Source organism: Salinisphaera sp. S4-8, assembly GCF_040361235.1.
Classification (GTDB): Bacteria; Pseudomonadota; Gammaproteobacteria; order Nevskiales; family Salinisphaeraceae; genus Salinisphaera.
This window is the reverse complement of sequence record NZ_APNF01000002.1, coordinates 128,980-146,075: the sequence shown is the minus strand read 5'-3', so window position 1 is coordinate 146,075 and position 17,096 is coordinate 128,980. Positions and strand designations below refer to the sequence as shown.

12 protein-coding genes and 2 tRNA genes are annotated in these 17,096 nt (G+C 58.2%); 10 read left to right on the top strand and 4 right to left on the bottom strand.

Going from position 1 to position 17,096, the window contains the following annotated elements:
* Positions 1-32: 32 nt before the first annotated feature.
* The 5 genes from alaS (at position 33) to S4A8_RS03285 (ending at position 4,526) form a co-directional block, all read left to right on the top strand.
* The gene (gene alaS / locus S4A8_RS03305; RefSeq protein WP_353219019.1) at positions 33-2,648 is read left to right on the top strand and encodes an alanine--tRNA ligase; all 2,616 of its coding nucleotides are present in this window, start codon (positions 33-35) and stop codon (positions 2,646-2,648) included.
* 62 nt (positions 2,649-2,710) lie between these two features.
* Positions 2,711-3,985: an aspartate kinase gene (locus S4A8_RS03300; protein WP_353219018.1), complete on the top strand. Its 1,275-nt coding sequence runs from the start codon at positions 2,711-2,713 to the stop codon at positions 3,983-3,985.
* A 9-nt stretch (positions 3,986-3,994) separates the two neighbouring features.
* The gene (locus S4A8_RS03295) at positions 3,995-4,174 is read left to right on the top strand and encodes a carbon storage regulator (RefSeq protein ID WP_353219017.1); all 180 of its coding nucleotides are present in this window, start codon (positions 3,995-3,997) and stop codon (positions 4,172-4,174) included.
* A gap of 168 nt (positions 4,175-4,342) precedes the next feature.
* Positions 4,343-4,435: transfer RNA gene (locus S4A8_RS03290), tRNA-Ser, on the top strand.
* Positions 4,436-4,449: 14 nt separating this feature from the next.
* Positions 4,450-4,526, top strand: a tRNA-Arg gene (locus tag S4A8_RS03285).
* A 232-nt stretch (positions 4,527-4,758) separates the two neighbouring features.
* Here the strand turns inward: S4A8_RS03285 and S4A8_RS03280 are convergent.
* Positions 4,759-4,965, bottom strand: a complete 207-nt coding sequence (locus S4A8_RS03280; protein ID WP_353219016.1) for a helix-turn-helix domain-containing protein — start codon at positions 4,963-4,965, stop codon at positions 4,759-4,761.
* Between the two features lie 148 nt (positions 4,966-5,113).
* Between S4A8_RS03280 and S4A8_RS03275 the strand changes: the two genes are divergently transcribed.
* The 5 genes from S4A8_RS03275 (at position 5,114) to S4A8_RS03255 (ending at position 10,837) form a co-directional block, all read left to right on the top strand.
* Positions 5,114-5,368 carry a hypothetical protein gene (locus S4A8_RS03275; RefSeq protein WP_353219015.1) on the top strand — a complete coding sequence of 85 codons (255 nt, stop codon included), beginning with the start codon at positions 5,114-5,116 and terminating at the stop codon, positions 5,366-5,368.
* A complete protein-coding gene (locus S4A8_RS03270) occupies positions 5,361-6,557 on the top strand; it encodes an Arm DNA-binding domain-containing protein (RefSeq protein WP_353219014.1) in 1,197 nt (398 codons plus the stop codon). The genes S4A8_RS03275 and S4A8_RS03270 overlap by 8 nt, the downstream gene beginning before the upstream one ends.
* A gap of 95 nt (positions 6,558-6,652) precedes the next feature.
* On the top strand, positions 6,653-7,531 hold the full coding sequence (locus tag S4A8_RS03265) for a TraI domain-containing protein (protein WP_353219298.1): 879 nt from the start codon (positions 6,653-6,655) through the stop codon (positions 7,529-7,531).
* The gene (locus S4A8_RS03260; RefSeq protein WP_353219013.1) at positions 7,528-8,553 is read left to right on the top strand and encodes an AAA family ATPase; all 1,026 of its coding nucleotides are present in this window, start codon (positions 7,528-7,530) and stop codon (positions 8,551-8,553) included. Before S4A8_RS03265 ends, S4A8_RS03260 begins: the two co-directional genes overlap by 4 nt.
* A gap of 316 nt (positions 8,554-8,869) precedes the next feature.
* Positions 8,870-10,837 carry a DUF262 domain-containing protein gene (locus tag S4A8_RS03255; RefSeq protein ID WP_353219012.1) on the top strand — a complete coding sequence of 656 codons (1,968 nt, stop codon included), beginning with the start codon at positions 8,870-8,872 and terminating at the stop codon, positions 10,835-10,837.
* Between the two features lie 485 nt (positions 10,838-11,322).
* Here the strand turns inward: S4A8_RS03255 and S4A8_RS03250 are convergent, their stop codons facing one another.
* From S4A8_RS03250 to S4A8_RS03240, 3 genes are all read right to left on the bottom strand, one after another.
* The gene (locus S4A8_RS03250; protein ID WP_353219011.1) at positions 11,323-11,952 is read right to left on the bottom strand and encodes a hypothetical protein; all 630 of its coding nucleotides are present in this window, start codon (positions 11,950-11,952) and stop codon (positions 11,323-11,325) included.
* Positions 11,953-12,030: 78 nt separating this feature from the next.
* Positions 12,031-14,109, bottom strand: a complete 2,079-nt coding sequence (locus S4A8_RS03245; RefSeq protein WP_353219010.1) for a 3'-5' exonuclease — start codon at positions 14,107-14,109, stop codon at positions 12,031-12,033.
* A 110-nt stretch (positions 14,110-14,219) separates the two neighbouring features.
* Complete coding sequence (locus S4A8_RS03240; protein WP_353219009.1) at positions 14,220-17,087, bottom strand: helicase-related protein; 2,868 nt, start codon at positions 17,085-17,087, stop codon at positions 14,220-14,222.
* Between the last annotated feature and the right edge of the window lie 9 nt (positions 17,088-17,096).

Below are 17,096 nucleotides of genomic sequence, written 5' to 3'. Positions count from 1 at the left end.
CTTCCCGCTGATTTCGTAAGAGGCGCCTGCCCATGATGTCCACCAACGCGTTGCGTGCGCGTTTCGTCGAATATTTCGAACGGCACAAGCATCGATTCGTCGCCTCGAGCAGCCTGGTGCCGGCCTCCGACCCGACGCTGCTGTTCACGAACGCCGGCATGGTGCCGTTCAAGGATGTGTTCCTCGGCCGCGACAAGCGCGACTACAGCCGTGCGGTATCGTCGCAGCGCTGCGTGCGCGCCGGCGGCAAGCACAACGATCTCGAGAACGTTGGCTATACCGCGCGTCATCACACGTTTTTCGAGATGCTCGGGAATTTCAGCTTCGGCGATTATTTCAAGCGCGAAGCCATTCATTTCGCCTGGGAATTTCTCACCGTCGAACTGGGCCTGCCCAAGGACAAACTGTGGGTGACCGTCTACGAGGAAGACGAGGAAGCCGCGCGTATCTGGCTCGATGAAATTGGCGTGTCCGAGCAGAGTTTTTCGCGTATCGGCGCCAAGGACAATTTCTGGCAGATGGGCGATACCGGCCCCTGCGGGCCCTGTTCGGAGATCTTCTATGACCACGGCGATCATATTGCCGGCGGCCCGCCGGGTACGCCCGAAGAAGATGGCGATCGCTTTGTCGAGATCTGGAACCTCGTGTTCATGCAGTACGACCGCCAGCCGGACGGCACGATGGTCGATCTGCCGCGCCCGTCGATCGATACTGGCATGGGCCTGGAGCGTATTGCCGCGGTCATGCAGGGCACGCATGACAATTACGGTATCGATGTTTTCCAGACGCTGATTGCCGCCGCCGCGGATGCCGTGGGTATCGATGCCGACAAGGCCGAGCCCGCACACCAGGCGTCGCTCAAGGTGGTGGCCGATCATATCCGGGCCACCGCATTTCTGATTACCGATGGCGTCATGCCGTCCAACGAAGGCCGCGGTTACGTGCTGCGCCGGATCATGCGGCGTGCGATTCGCCATGGTCACAAGCTGGGCGCGACCGGCACGTTCTTCTACAAGCTGGTCGGGCCGCTGGTCGAACTCATGGGCGAGGCCTTTCCCGAGCTGGCCGAGGCGAAGGCCCAGATCGAGCGCGTGGTCGAGCAGGAAGAACAACGCTTCGCGCTCACGCTCGCCCAGGGCCTGCGTATTCTCGAAGACGCCATCGGCGCGATGAGCGGTACCGAAATCCCCGGCGAGACGGTATTCAAGCTCTACGATACCTATGGCTTCCCGGTCGATCTGACCAACGACGTCGCGCGCGAACGCGGTTTGACCCTGGATACACGCGGCTTCGATGCCGAAATGTCGGCCCAGCGCGAGCGCGCACGGGCAGCCAGCCAGTTCGGTGCCGACTATCACGCCAAGATCGACGTGCAGTCGCCTACCGAATTCATCGGCTACACCGAAACCCGAGGCAATGCGCAGGTGGTCAGCCTGGTGCAGAACGAACAACCGGTGGAACGCCTGAGCGCGGGTGACGAGGGCGTGGTCGTACTCGATCGCACCCCGTTCTACGGCGAATCCGGCGGTCAGCTGGGCGACCACGGCGTGATCGACGCCGAGGGCGCGCGTTTCGTGGTCACGGATACACAGAAACAGAATGGTGTGTTCCTGCACTTCGGCCGGGTCGAATCCGGCGAATTCGCCGCCGGCCTGGCGGTGGATGCCCAGGTGGATACCGCCCGCCGTCAGGATATCGAGCTCAATCACACCGCCACCCATCTGTTGCACGCCGCGCTGCGTGAAACGCTGGGAACGCATGTACGCCAGAAAGGCTCGATGGTCGCGCCCGACCGGCTGCGTTTCGACTTCGCGCACTTCGAATCCGTCACGCCCGAGACGCTGGCCGATATCGAAGCCCAGGTGAATGCGCGCGTACGCGAAAATATTCAGGGCCAGTTCTATACCCGCAGCTACGACGAGGCCATTGCTGAAGGCGCGTTGGCCTTCTTCGGCGAGAAATACGGCGATGAAGTACGCGTTGTGCGTTTTGGCGATTACTCGGTCGAGCTGTGTGGCGGCACCCACGTGCCGGCCAGCGGCGCGATCGGCCTGGTCAAGATCACCGAAGAGCGCGGCGTGGCCGCGGGCGTGCGCCGCCTGGAGGCCGTGACCGGCGCGCATGCGCTCAAATGGGTACAGGACACGATGGCCCGCGAGATTCGGGTGGCCTCGCGTCTCAAGGCCGCGCCCACCGAGCTCGAAGACAAGCTCGATCGCATGCTCGAGCGTGTGGCCGGGCTGGAAAAACAGCTCGACCAGGCCAACCAGAAGCTTGCCGCCAGCCAGGGCGATGATCTGGCCGATGCCGCTCGCGAGATTGGCGGCGCCCAGGTCGTCATCCGGCGCATGGACGGCGCCGATCGCAAGGTACTGCGCGATACCGTGGATGCGCTCAAGAACAAGCTCGACAATGCGGTGGTGGTCCTGGGTGCGGCCAGCGACGGCAAGGTGGCCCTGATTGCCGGTGTGGCCAAGAATCAGAGCAAGACAGTGCCCGCGGGCGATCTGGTCAATTTCGTGGCTGAACAGGTCGGCGGCAAGGGCGGCGGCCGTCCCGATATGGCCCAGGCGGGCGGCAGCGACGCGAGCAAGCTCGATGAAGCGCTGGAAAGTGTCTACGCTTGGATCGAGCAGCGACTCGGGTAAGCTTAGGCGTACCAAGATTCACGACAGGCGCGATTGCGCGCCCGACAAGGAAAACGGGATTCATGGCACTCATTGTCCAGAAATACGGCGGTTCCTCCGTCGGCACGGTCGACAAGATCAAGCGTATCGCCGAAAAGATCAAAGGCTATCGCGACAACAGCGACGAAGTCGTGGTGGTGGTTTCAGCCATGGGCGGCGAAACCGATCGCCTGCAGGGCCTGGCCGAGGAGCTTGACGGCCGGCCGGTACCGCGCGAAATGGATGTGCTGCTGTCCACCGGCGAGCAGGTCACTATCGCGCTGTTGTCGATGGCCCTGCGCCATGCCGGCGTCTCGGCGCGTTCGTTTACCGGCTGGCAGGTGCCGATCCTCTCGGACGACGCGCACTCCAAGGCGCGTATCCAGAAAATCGAGCCCGCCAACCTGCGCAGCGCCCTGGATGAGGGCGATGTAGCGGTGGTCGCCGGTTTTCAGGGTATTACCGAGTCCAACGAAATATCGACCCTGGGACGCGGCGGTTCGGATACGACGGCCGTCGCCCTGGCGGCTGCGCTGGATGCGGACGAATGCCAGATCTATACCGACGTGGACGGTGTCTACACCACCGATCCGCGCGTGGTATCCGGCGCGCGTCGTCTCGAACAGATCACCTTCGAAGAAATGCTGGAAATGGCCAGCCTCGGCTCCAAGGTGCTGCAGATTCGCGCGGTCGAGTTCGCCGGCAAGTACGGCGTGCCCCTGCGCGTGCTCTCCACCTTCGACGACGGCCCCGGCACGCTCATTACATTGGAGAAACAAGTGGAAGAACCGATCATCTCCGGCATCGCCTTCACCAAGGACGAAGCCCAGCTCACCGTACTCGGCGTGCCCGACAAGCCCGGCATTGCCTACGCGCTGCTCGGCCCGATCGGCGAGGCCAATATCGAAGTCGACATGATTCTTCAGAACGTGTCGGGCGACTCGTCCAGCGATTACACGCTCACCGACTTCACCTTTACCGTGCATACGCGCGATTTCGATGCGGCCAAGGAGCTGCTCGAGAAAGCCGCCAAGGATCTGGGCGCGCGCGAAGTCTCGGGCCAGGCCGGCATCGCCAAGGTATCGCTGGTGGGCGTGGGCATGCGTTCGCACGCCAATGTCGCCGCGCGCATGTTCAAGGCCCTGGCCAGCGAGAACATCAACCTGCGCATGATTTCGACCACCGAGATCAAGATCTCGATCGTGATTGAAACCAAGTACCTGGAACTGGCGGTACGCGCGCTGCACGATGAATTCGAGCTCGACGAAGAGCCCAAGAAGGTCGAAAGCGAACTCACGCCGAGCGCGGAACAGAGCTGATCGCGCGCCGTGCTGATCTTCGAACGTCGCGCCGGCGAGGGCGTACAGATCGGCGACGAAATCGAAGTACGGGTGCTCGATAGCGACGGCGAGCGGGTGCGCATCGCCGTCGAAGCCCCGCGGGATGTGCGCGTTGAGAGCATCGACTCGGCGTACGAGAACGGCGAATCGACAGACGATATGAAATGAAGTGGAATAAGGGGTTTACCCGCAAGGCTTAGCCGGGTATTATTCGCGGCCTTGAACGAATGAGAGTTCGTTTTCGCAAGGCCGCTACTCCGGTAAGTCGGTTTGTCGAACAGTCGACGCAAACGGCTTTTTAGAACGGCGATTGCGTTTCGCAGGACAACGATTTTTGGAGAGGTGGCCGAGTGGCTGAAGGCGCTCCCCTGCTAAGGGAGTAAGGGGTTTATAGCCCCTTCGAGGGTTCGAATCCCTCCCTCTCCGCCATGACAACCAGTCAAGGGCCCGTAGCTCAGTTGGATAGAGCGTGCGGCTACGAACCGCAAGGTCGGGAGTTCGAATCTTCCCGGGCCCGCCATGCTGAAAAGACCAGAAGCCATCGGCCTCTGGTCTTTTTTTTGCGCGCTAACAGCGCGTTAGCTTTGCTACTGCCCTCCGTGGTCGCGCTAGGCCGTATTTCGAGGGTGGGTGCCTCCGGCGCTCGATCGAGCTCTGTGCCCATCTCGTGCCCATTCCGCGCCCACATTCCTCAGGGCCGTTTTTGCGCGCACGTCGATTCGACTCTGAGGCTCTTTGCCCAAGTGACCCCTTCATTTTTCTGCAACGAGTTCGAAGAGGTCGCCTACTTCGCATTCAAAGAGGCGGCATAGCTTCTCGATTGCGTCCAGATCTACGCGGGTAGCAGTTTCCTTGTAGAGCAGCGTGACGGTATTGCGGTGTAGCCCAGTCTCTCGCGCTACGTCCATCACTTTCACTTTGCGCTCCCCCATCATCCTCGATAGATGGCATCTGATCATCTTCGCTTCCTAAATGTCGTTTAGAACGACAAAACGTTGACAACCGAGGCGTCTAGTCATACTGTAGGACATACAGGATGACAAAACGCATCGTAGGCAAGCGTTTTGCTGGCCTGAGAATCATATCGTTATTTGCCAGGAGGCGACAATGACCAACGAGATCTATCTCACTACCGAAGAGTTGGCACAGCGAATCAAGTATGACTGCCGAACGATCCGAGATCGGCTTAAGGATTCGGTGTTAATTGAGGGCAAGCACTATTTTCGGCCATTCGGTGGCCGAAAAATTCTCTATATCTGGAGCGCGATTGAGCGCGACATGAAAGCGGGTAGTGCGCCTCAGTCAGCCCCGGTTCAGACCGCCGGCATTCCGATGGCGTCGGGAGGGTTCTGTAATGTCTAGTATTCGAGCGCGGGCGGATACCGGACTGCTTTTCTTCGACTTCCGGCTGAAAGGGAAGCGTTGTCGTGAGCAGACGATGCTGCCGGATACGAAACGGAACAGGAAACGGCTGGAAAAAATTCTCGACCAGATTGATGCTGAAATCACGTTAGGTGATTTTGAGTATCGCAAGTACTTCCCCAATAGCAGCCGGGCTACTCAGTTCGATTCCAGTGTTGGCCTACCCGAAGGCGACTCGTCACGAGGCTCGCCGCTGTTCAAAGACTTCGCCGACACGTGGTGGCGCGAGAACGAATTACGCTGGCGCCGCAATACGATCTTGGGCAACCGAGCTGTACTGAATCGCCATTTGCTCCCTGCATTCGGTGACCGGCCGGTCGGCGAAATCACCAAAGCCGATGTGCTGACCTTCAGGGCTGAAGTTGCCCAGTGCGCGGGCCGTTCCGGCAACGCGACGCTGTCGCCCAAGACCATCAACAACCTGATGGGCATCCTGAACATGATCATGACCGAGGCGGCTGACCGCTTCGAGTTTCAGAATCCTGTTCGGAATATCAAGCGACTGCGGCTGCGCCGGAAGGATATCCAGCCGTTCTCACTCGACGAAGTCCGTCTGATCCTCGACACGGTTCGCAGCGACTACAAGCAGTACTACACGCTTCGGTTCTTCACGGGCATGCGTACAGGCGAGCTTCATGGCTTGAAGTGGTCACGCGTCGATTGGGATGCACGCCAGATACTCGTGCGAGAGACCGTAGACAAGGGCGTCGTCGACTACACCAAGACCGATGGCTCCCAGCGCGAGATCGCCATGTCATCCGTCGTATACGACGCTCTGCGGGCCCAGCACGAGGTCACCGGAGAAAGCGAGTACGTCTTCGTCACTCGAGACGGCACGCCACTCGACACGACCAATGTCACGCAGCGTATCTGGTACCCGCTATTGCGATATCTGGAACTCGCGCCGAGGCGTCCGTATCACTGTCGCCACACCGCAGCCACGCTCTGGCTCGCCGCAGGCGAAAATCCCGAATGGATCGCTCGGCAGATGGGGCATACCACCACCGAGATGCTATTCCGCGTGTATTCGCGTTACGTCCCTAATCTCACGCGCCGGGATGGGAGTGCATTCGACCGTTTCGTGTCGGGCGCGCTGAACGGCGGTCTGGATTCGGGGGAGCAATCATGACGCGCATCGCAAATTGGCCCCACGGTGTCGGCTGCCCGGTTCGAGGCTGTTACCGCGTGCTCGCTATACGACCGGCTAAGACCCCTGACGTGAGTATGCCGCAGAGCGTCCTACGCGTCGCCGACGCGACGGGTATTGGTGACTGTTTGATTAACGAGCCCGTCGACGCCGTACGTTCGCAGGTCGGAAAGGGTGTGCCCGTGATGCGCCTCGGGGGAATGATCGTCGAAGCGTCTGGTAGCAAGCAACTGCTCGTCAGTGACCTGGCGCCATTCGATGGCATGCCTCAGCCGGAATGGGCACTGATCCCGCTCGCGTGGGTCCCCGAGAATGGTCGTCCCGCGTTTGCCCGATTGCAGCGACTGCTCGACGGCCTGAATGATTCGGCCCTGCGCGCATTTGTCGGCAGCGTGTTTGCCGATTCCCGGATCGCGGAACCCTATATGTGTGTGCCCGGGAGCCGAGCCCACCATCACGCTTACGATGGCGGGCTGCTGATCCACAGTGTGCAGGTTGCAGAGACAACGGCAGCGACCGCTGCTCTTCATGGCGCGACCGCGCGTGAATGTGAACTGGCCGTGGTGGGAGCGTTGTTTCACGACATCGGCAAGATACGGCTCTACGCCCGTAGCATCGCGGGTATGAGTCCCCTTCAGGGGACGGATCCCGAAGCGCTGAACCTGGAGGTGCTCGCGCCGGCGCTGTCGTGTCTTGATGCGCGCTGGGGCGAGGGAGCGGCGGCTCTTCGTTCGATTCTGGCGCCGGCGCGCAGTTATACGCACGCCCCTTATCTGATGACGGATCTGGTGCGAGCGATGGATCGACTCAGCGCGGGGCAGGATCTGCGTGAACACGCGTTTCAAGATGCCGAAAATTGGCAACGCTATACGAGTACGGAACGCGGACAGCTACTGGCCCGGCTCACGCCCAAAGCAGTTGTTTCCCCGCAGGACTGGGTGGGGGCGATCATATGAGTAATTTCTGGCCACATGAAAACGATGCAGCAGAACAGCTGCCAGCCCGTCGCCGCACGCCTCTGGTAAAGGTATTCGACACGGACGCGGCGCATGACGCGTTCGAAGCCGAAAATAGTCAGTCGACACGTCGTGAAACGCTGAACCGACTGCGCACGAGCGGCCCGGATCGTACGCTCACGCTAATCCAGCCATCGATGCTCGACCAGCTCGATTGCATGGTGGAAAGCCAGCCTAATTTCGCGCCGGTCATCGATCATCTGCGACGACAGTTGGCTCTTTGTCGGTTGGCTCTGCCTCCGGTCCTTCAGTGGGCGCCTTTGCTGCTGGATGGCCCGCCGGGGATCGGCAAGACCTTCTTTGCTAGAACGCTCGCCGAAGTGCTCGAGACCGAGTTCGCTGTGATTAACTGCTCTTCAGTTACCGCGAGCTTCGTGCTGGGCGGCAACAGTCCCAGTTGGCAAGGCAGCCGGCCGGGGCGTGTTTACGAGGTCTTGCAAGGTGGCAGTTGCGCGAACCCTATCGTCCTGCTCGACGAAGTCGACAAGCTCTCTACTGACGCACGATTCGACGGGTATGGGCCGCTTTATCAACTCCTGGAGACGGGGACGGCCAGAGAATTCGTCGACGAGCATGTGGGGTTGCCGATGGACGCATCCCATATCGTTTGGATTGCGACCTCCAACAACGCTGACGCCTTGCCGGGGCCGATTCGCTCGCGATTTGACGTGATTACGGTAGATGGCCCCAGCGCAAAAGATTTGAAGGCGATTGCGCAGTCGGTTTACGCGGGGATCCTCGCCCAAAATCCGGGTTGGAGTGCGGCCTTTCGGGCAAAGCTACCGGACCACGTGTTGAACCGCTTAGCAGGCATGCCGCCACGTAGCATACGAAAGCGTTTGATCGACGCCATGGGGGCGGCTGCTTTACAGCGAAAAGGGCGTAATCGACTTGTCCCGGATGCGGGGGGAACTGATTCGAATAACCTGAACTCGCGGCGCTCGATCGGGTTCTTGGGCTAGGGTCGCTAAAGCAGCGCGCAACCAATCTGCGTTCGAAAAACTCCCGTATCCCCGATGTCTAGTTGTTATAGGTCATCAATACGCGCGCTGGAAGACGTTTCGAGGTCAATTGAGCCAGGGCGTGCTCTGCCCGCTAGAGAAACTGCGTGCGCATATCTCGGGCCGCAAACTCAGTTCGATAGCATTTCTGCTAACCCGCGTTCCCCACCAGTGGCGCTTTTGCTACTCTCGCTCGCTCGCCCGTATCGTGCACGTCTATACGGCTCGCGCGGCCGGCAAACCAACGATCTCTCGATTCAGGCAGCCTTGGGGGCCTATGTCCGATCTCTATACCCTCGCCGATATAATGGGTGGTATGACCCAGGGTCGGTTTTTCTCCATCCCGGATTATCAGCGCGGATATTCTTGGCAGAACTCCCATCGCGAGGATCTGCTGGACGATATCGGCGACCTCGCGAACCATCAGGCGATGCATTTTACGGGGACGATCGTCGCTGCCGGGCCCGAAAATGCGAATGACACGTTCAGCGTGGTCGATGGCCAGCAACGCTTGACCACATTGCTCCTTCTAGTTGGACGGCTGCTGTTGGAGCTAGAAGCGAACGATGTTTTCACGCTCAACAATGGGGTCGGCCTCGAAGCCGCAAGGGCACAGTACCTGGTGGCGGGGTCGATCGGAAATGCGGTGCTGCGCCTGACACCCAACGGCGGTACTGCTACGCGCTTTGAGCGGTTAATTTCTAAGCACCAGATTGACTCCCACTCTCGTCCATCGCAGAACAAGGCCGACGATAATCTCGTGGATGCGGCAGAGCAGTTCGATCGTTGGTTGAGTAGACGTAATCCCGAAGAGCTTTGCCAGGTTTTTGATCTCGTTACAGAGCGACTCGGTTTCTTATTCTATTCCCCTAAGAACACGCTCGAAGTCGGACTGATGTTCGAGGTCATTAATAGCCGAGGTAAGCCTCTGAGCGAGTTGGAAAAAGTCAAGAATTTCTTGATTTTTTACGCAAATCGCCATGGCTTTAAGAAGCTACACGCACAGGTGAACACCGCCTGGAGCCGAATCCTTACTTCCCTGAATAGCATCGGATTGACAACCAATGGCGAGGAGCAAGGCTTCCTACGCGCGTGCTGGGTGGTGTTCGGGGATCCCAGTCCGCGGCCGAGAAACCCGGTATACGAAACTTTGCGGCTTAGAGTTGGTGGTATGGATAAGAACCAAGGATGCGAACTCCTGCAGGAGTTTGTTGAGGTGCTTGAATATGCTGCCGAGACCTACCGTTGCTTGTATTCTCAGACCGAAAATCACGCGCTGTCAGTCGACGCCGAAACGCGCTGGCTGAGACCGCTTGCGTTTCACCCGCGTCTCGCAGGCGTACTCCCACTAATTGTCGCGCTTGACCAAAAAGAACCGGGCGACAGAAATCTCGAAGTGCGCGCACAAACGTTAGAATTGATAGAGAAGCTCAACTTCCGTTACTTCGTGCTTGGTATAGCGCCACGAGCTGACTCCAGTCAGGCTGAGCTCTTCGACATGGCGCATCGCTATTTCCACGACGAGCAGAATGCGTCAGGAAATGTCATCGACAACGCAGAACTTCAGACGATGTTGAAGGGCTTCATCGGTCGACAGGCAAAGGTCGGCAGTGTTATCAAGCATCTGGTTCTCGAGGCGGATGAGAACTGGGACTTCTACGATTGGAATGGCCTTAAGTTCTTCCTTGCCAGTTATGAACAGAGTCAACGCGAGAAGCGTAAGGAAGGGGGCTCACTTGCGGCCTTATTGCGCCGACGCGATCCCAAAGCCTATAACGACTTCTACCATCTCGAGCATCTAGTCGCCCAGCACCATGATGAAGGCATCGAGGATGAGTGGGTCGATTATCTGCAGCGTCGCCTGGGGAATTTCATACTGCTTCGTGAAGGTACTAATAAGGCGGTTTCGGCATCGCGAGTCGAAGAAAAGGTTTCAAGGAAATATCGATCTTCCGACCATACGATGCTCTATCAGGTACGCGAACTGGAATCGGTTTGGCAGGCGGCGAAGAAGTATACGTTCAGTGCGGATGGACTGGACTGGAGGAACTCGACTACGGGATCAAGAACACAGGTTCTTCAGCGATTCGGTGATCTGCGGGAAGAAGAGCTCGTTCGGTTTGCCTTATCCCGATGGCACGTGCCGGCTGTCGATGGTGAGTCGCCCATGACGGTGTCCGTTCAGTCTACGCATAGACGCAGTAATGAATATGGCGCTGATCTTCAGTATGCCAAAGCGAGCTGATAGCCGAACGACTAATTAGTTACGGACTATTTAGAATAGCGCGTGCGAGTTGGCGGGTGATCTTCTCAATCTCATCAGCTCGCATGCGATTACCATGCCGGAAGTGCTTGGGACAGTTCTCCCCATCCCGCTAGACCGCTATATGCGATTCGAATCTCGTGTGTATCTAACTAGCGAGGTGTGACTAACCAAATTCCCGCGTGCCGAAAGTACCTCGGAAATTTTGCGTCTCCGCTCTGAATCTTTCGTCGACGCTGCGACTCGCTCTACTCCGTGGCGTGTCAGCCCAATGAACTACCCTGCCGACCAGCGCAGCGGTCAAACGATGACGAAGAAAACCGCCTGAGGGTAGGCAAGTTCACCGATTGATTGCCTGGTATTTAGCCAACACGACCGACTCAGTCCTTTATTCTTGCTTGACCTGCTCGAGGGCCCGAGTCGGATCTCTAACAGGTCAGATTGAACCTTCGGATGTGCGTTCGACGTTACAGCGTTTCGAGAACGGTGATATGCCGGCGTGCCGCGGCGCCCATCGCATACGGCCAGCCTGGCCGAGCAGCGGGCGCGAATAAATGCGCCGCATCAACGGCGAAATTCACGCGGCCACGGAGTCGCCTATCGACCTTGCTCTGGTTCTCGCCCAGACATGCGTCGGGAAACGTTTCGTAGTCGTGACGTTTCGCGCCGTCGATGATCGTCGACCATAACGGATCGAAGCCATAATAATGGTGCTCCTGTCGGTCCACGAGCAGTAGAGAATGCGAGCCAGCGCCCACGTCTGCGACGACCACGCTTTTCGAAAAATCGATGCATTCCAACGCTGCCTCCACGGACTGCGGTGGGCGGTTCGCTTGACGATCAGGGACATGCCTTGCCTTGACTCCGCAGCGTGTCTCGATGCCATCCATAGCGATTCGCCAGTCGGCGGGGCGTTTGTGGCCTCCGCCACCGATGCCTTCTTCCTCGAGCGCAGCATGTAGAAGCCGAACGGCGAACAGCGGAACGAGTTGCTTGTCGTCGAGCACACAGGTCAACCCGTTGATCACAGTCGTCGGCCAACAGCTATTGTTCTGGGTCTGATAGTTGAGGGGTTGGCGTTGTTTTCTGAGTGTCATCGAATCTCCCCGATAACTGGTTGTTATCGGCCGTTAGTCCGCGCGCTGGAAGACGTTTGGGAGATGCGATTCCATTTGCTACGGCGCAAGGTCTTCAAGAAAGTCCGAAGACGGGTTGCGCCCTGAAAGTAGTAAGGTATCGCGAGCCCGCGTCATTGCGACATACAGAAGATGTCGTTCCGTTGCGAAGATTTCTTCGTGGGTTGCAGGGTCCGCCGCCGAAGCGAGCCGTGTGTATGAAGGTAGTACATCATCGTCGCAAGCCATAATGGCTAGTGCGCGGAACTCGAGCCCTTTAGCGATGTGCATGGTGCCAAGGGCAATGGCGTCGCCAGGCGGACTAACTTTCTCGTCGAGCATGGCAAACTTGAGCCCGCTTTGTTCAATTGCCTGACGGCCGCGATCCAGTTCTTCTTCAGAGCGAACAAGAACAGCGATTTCTCCAGGCTGGAGAGCGACTTCGACGCGGGCACTTAGCCAGTCGGCAACGTAACGTACCTCATCCGCGGCATCGTCGAATGTCCTGATCTCGGGAGTCGGCCCCTCGAATAACGAAACCGTACCGGTACGTGCTTCGGTATTGCCATCGACGTCAGAGAGCTCTTGGTCGAGCAGCCGGTCTGCGCTCATCCTGATTTGTTGTGAGGTCCGATAGTTTATTTTCAGCGTGGTCGAACGCCCCCGAATTTCCACACCGAGCGACGACCACGAAAAGGGCGTTTGAAAGATCCGCTGCCCCAGATCGCCCGCGAAGAAAAGGCTGTTCTCGTGGCCGGGTGAAAGGGCCGAGAGGAATCGCAACTGAGCCACTGAAATATCCTGAGCTTCGTCGACCACGAGGTATTCGTATAGGGGGTGTCGGCGACTAGCAAGATTTTTCGTAAGCGCGGCATATAGTTGAGGCATGGTGATTAGCTTTTGGCTAGCTAACCGCTTGCTCGTCTCAGCGAATATTGTCCAGAGCTTTTCGCGCTTAGCTTCGGGTAGGCGCGTTTGCCGGCCCAGTCGACGGATGTGCTTGTAGCTTTCCCAGGTATAGAGCTGCCATGCATCGACGACTTCTCGCCATTCGGTGAGCAGGAATTCTGGCGTGAACTCGTCGAGTGCGAGTGCATCCGCTGTGGCACTCAGTGCCTCGCGCAAGTGGTGGCCTGCAGCAATGTTTGGCGAGCCGATATGCTTCTTATACAAATGCTGAGCCAATTTATCGATCGCACGGATTTCAATGCGCTCTGCAAGAGTGGGCTGATGTGCCACCAGCCGCCGCAGCTTATGACGAAGGGCATTCGCCAGAATTTCATTGAATGTGGTCAGAAGTACCCGTGCGTCGTCGTTCCGCCGGGCTAAGGAAACCGCGCGATGGAGTGCGACTATGGTTTTTCCTGTGCCTGCCGAACCCGAAACGCGTGCCGGGCCGTTGAAGTCGCGCTCGACCAACGCCTTTTGTGATGGGTGAAGGAAAATAGTCCACTTGTCCCAGGGGTAATCGAGCGCAACAGCCAAATCGTCCCGGTCAGTGACCGTGTGAAAACGCCGCTGAGCGTCCGGATGCTCAAAGGGATCTTCTGGGACGCCATCGGTATAACGATCAAGTAACGGCGTACCGCCCGTAGCCAACTCGATCAATGCCTCGGATGCTTCGGCAGGCAAGTGGTCGGTTAGCTTGAACAGCCCGTCCTCATCCCGGACTTCTCGTACGTCGGATAGCCAATCAGCCGGCACGCCATAGTCCAACAAGTCATCGTCAGTGACCGCCGCAAACAGGGGGGTGCTAGCCCCAAGCTGTTCACTAGGCTGCACGTAGTTGGGTACGACGACGTCTTCGTATGTTTCGCGTACCTCAACAATCTGAGCGGCGCCGGTATTTGGGTGCGTGGTGATCTTGCGGCGTTCGGCCCACTGATAGGCCTTGTCATGATGGTCCACGTAGCAGAGCAGTAAACTCGCGGCAGTCTTGTGTACGACAAGGCGTATGTCACGACTGGCCCGGACCGACCAAAAGCTGGAATCCTTGGAACGATCTATCCGGTGGAGCTTCATGCCAGGATTCGCCGGATCGAGTTGTAGTTCGAACGCAGTGTCCTTTGCCGCCTTTTGCTCGTGACCAGCAAGCTTGCGCAGGCTTTCTGTGAATGTGTCGGCGATTCGAAAATGCATTATTGCTCTGCGTTGTTGAGGGCTGGGGTCAGTAAGACAAGACCAATGCACATGCCGCAACGCGTTCTGTATTCAAGCGATGGACGTGGTTGGCCCAAAAATTTCTGGCTTTAAAGCCAACCTGCGGCAAGCCACTGTCGATTCTCTGGGTGTAGATCGGTATTGCTTGCTGTATCAAGCCGGCGATCGGCGTGTTCGGAAGCGGCCCGGAGCATTGCTTTTAGTCGGCTCGCATCGGGTGTCTTTCCAGCCACCGCTTCACGCGGTTGCGCCAGCCAGTCCGACACCTCTGGTGTGTTCGCGCGGCAGCGACCATCCTGAGCAATTTGTACCGCGAGAAACTCTTGTCGCATCCGCTGAGCCAGCGTGTTTTGCCATCGCAGTACGCCAGCGAAAAAGCCCGCTCCTTGAAGATCCGAAATCGCGGCGGCGCGCCCGCCGAAAGCCAATGTTTTTGCGCGCTCAAGCAGGTGCTGCATCAAGGGTGAGCTCAGATCTAGCATGTGAACATGGGCGCGTTGTGCGGCCCATTCACGGTCGAGAGTGACGCGTAATCGTGATCGCATCCCGGGCACTGCCTGCTGTACCGTCGATGGAAGTTGTAGCTCCCACTCGCGGCCTTGATGGAAACGTTGGGTGATTTCCACGCCCGTGTGTTCCAGCATGCTTTCCACGAACGTAAGGACATGACGTTTGTCGATCGCAAGGCTCTCGCGGATTTCGGACGGATCGTAACCGGCGACGTGCGAGAACATTTCGACTTGTCGTTCTGTGGCCTCACGCGCCTTGCGTAGCGCATCGTCGATGCGCGCCTGGCTACGTGTGATATCCGCGCCGCGCGCTTGCTCAATCACCTGTTCGATGTCCAACTCCAACAGATCGGCCATCTGACCCAGAATGTCGTCTTCGAGCCCGTCCCGGAACTCGCCGCCCAGGGTGGCCATGTCTCGCGCGACCTGCGCCAATCGCTCGTACATGATGCCTACGACCTCTGCGTCGATCGTCTCTGGCGCATGCATATTGAATACGATGACGCGTTCCTTCTGGCCATACCGATAGATGCGGCCAATGCGCTGAACCAGTCGCATGGGGTTCCATGGCAGGTCATAGTTGACCATTACATGACAGCGCCGTTGCAGGTTGATGCCTTCGCCACCAGCCTCAGTGGATACCAGAAATTGCGCGCTATCCTCGAAGCGCTCGATAGCGGCTCGGCGCTCGTCGTGCGATTGGCCACCATGGATTAGCTCGACACAGGTATCGCCAAAACGCTGCTCCAGCGCCGCCTGTACATACGCCTGCGTGGCGCGGTATTCGGTAAAGATAAGGATCTTCGTGCCAGCTTGATTTTCATCGACTATCGCTACCAGTTGCTCCATGAACACACGAAGTTTCTGGTCCTCCTCAAGCAGCGACTTGGCCTGCTCGATCAGCGTTTCCAGCGCATCGCGCTCGCCGACGAAGAAGGTCTGGCCGGATTGGCCAGCGAATTGCTCTTCGAGCTCGCCGAGATAACGTTCATCGGCGGTATCGTCAAATAGCGAGTCGGCGCCGAGGAAAAGCTCCGTAGCCGAATAGTCCGCCTCCATTTCTGCCGAAATTCGCATCAGTCGGCGCTGCAAGGCGGCATGTATTGCGGCTACGCTCGACGCTGCCAATTTGCGGTAAACCGTCATCACAAACCCGATGGCGTTGCCTTTGCGGCCTAGCGCCCGCCCGGCTGCGTAGCCGCGGCGTAGATAGGATTGCAACTCGGTATCAAAAGCGCGAGCAGCCTCGCCTACCGGAACCGAGACGGCATGCGTCGTTTTGCCTTTGAAAATGAAATTGCCGTCGGCGTCAGTGACATCCGCCTTGTTATTGCGGATTACCATGTCCGACAGAATTTCAGGGTTTAAATCCAAGTGGCGAATATCGTGTTTGCGGTCCGGTCTCAGCAATTCCAACAGCGCTTGAAACTTGTCCTGCATGCCTTGGTGAGGCGTGGCACTCAACAGCAGGAAGTTATCGCTACGTTGTCGCAGCTTCGCCGCGAGGTCGAAGCGCTGCGAGGAGTCAAACTTGTGTCCGTATTGGCGGCGACTCAGCCGGTGGGCTTCGTCGAATACGATTAAATCCCAAGGAGCTGCGGAAAGAAGCGATTCTAGATGCCCCTCCTGCTTGAACCGGTCCATCGAGCCTATGACACGGTCGTAGAGCTTCCACTGATGCGGCTCGTTTACCTCGAAATCTCGACCGTGTACCACGAAATCATCAAAGTCGAACTTGTAACGCAGCTCGTCTTGCCACTGTTGGGTAATACCGGGCGGGCAAATAATCAGTATCCGTCGGAACGTGGCTCGCTGGGTGAGGGCGGAGAGCAACATGCCGACTTCGATCGTCTTGCCGAGGCCGACATCGTCTGCGATCAGCCAATTGAGATTGCCGGATCTCAAAATGCGGTGAACTAGATGAATCTGGTGTGGCAGCGGATCGATGCTCAGGTGCGATAGCGCGCCGGTATTTTCATTCCAGAGTTCGATCGCATAGGCGAGGCAGCGCAGGCGCAGCGCTTCCGCGCCGCCGCTGTCCGGACGGCCACGATTGAAATGGTGCTCGACGCTATTGATAGCTTTCAGATGGGGAGTAGGTAGCCAGACCAATCGGCCTTCTTCGGGAAAATCGACCAATGCCTGTTCGCGGCCGCCCAAAACGCGAAGGTCTCGTACCTCGCCTATGCCGAGCGTGCTAGCGATGACCGACTCTGGATGGTGCTGAACGGTTTGTCGGATGGACAACCCGCTAGAAAGTTGCCCTGGTTCGTACCAACGTGTTCCGAGCTGACGCGGTCGCAACCATTGCACCTGGACCCGCGCCGACCCGTCGTCGATGAGCTTTCGATTGGTGATGCAGCCGAGGGACTTCTTGCCATCGTACTGGCTCCCATCGGTCACCAAGGCGCCAACACAAGGCATCAAACCCCCGAGCGATGCTTTCATATCGTTCGT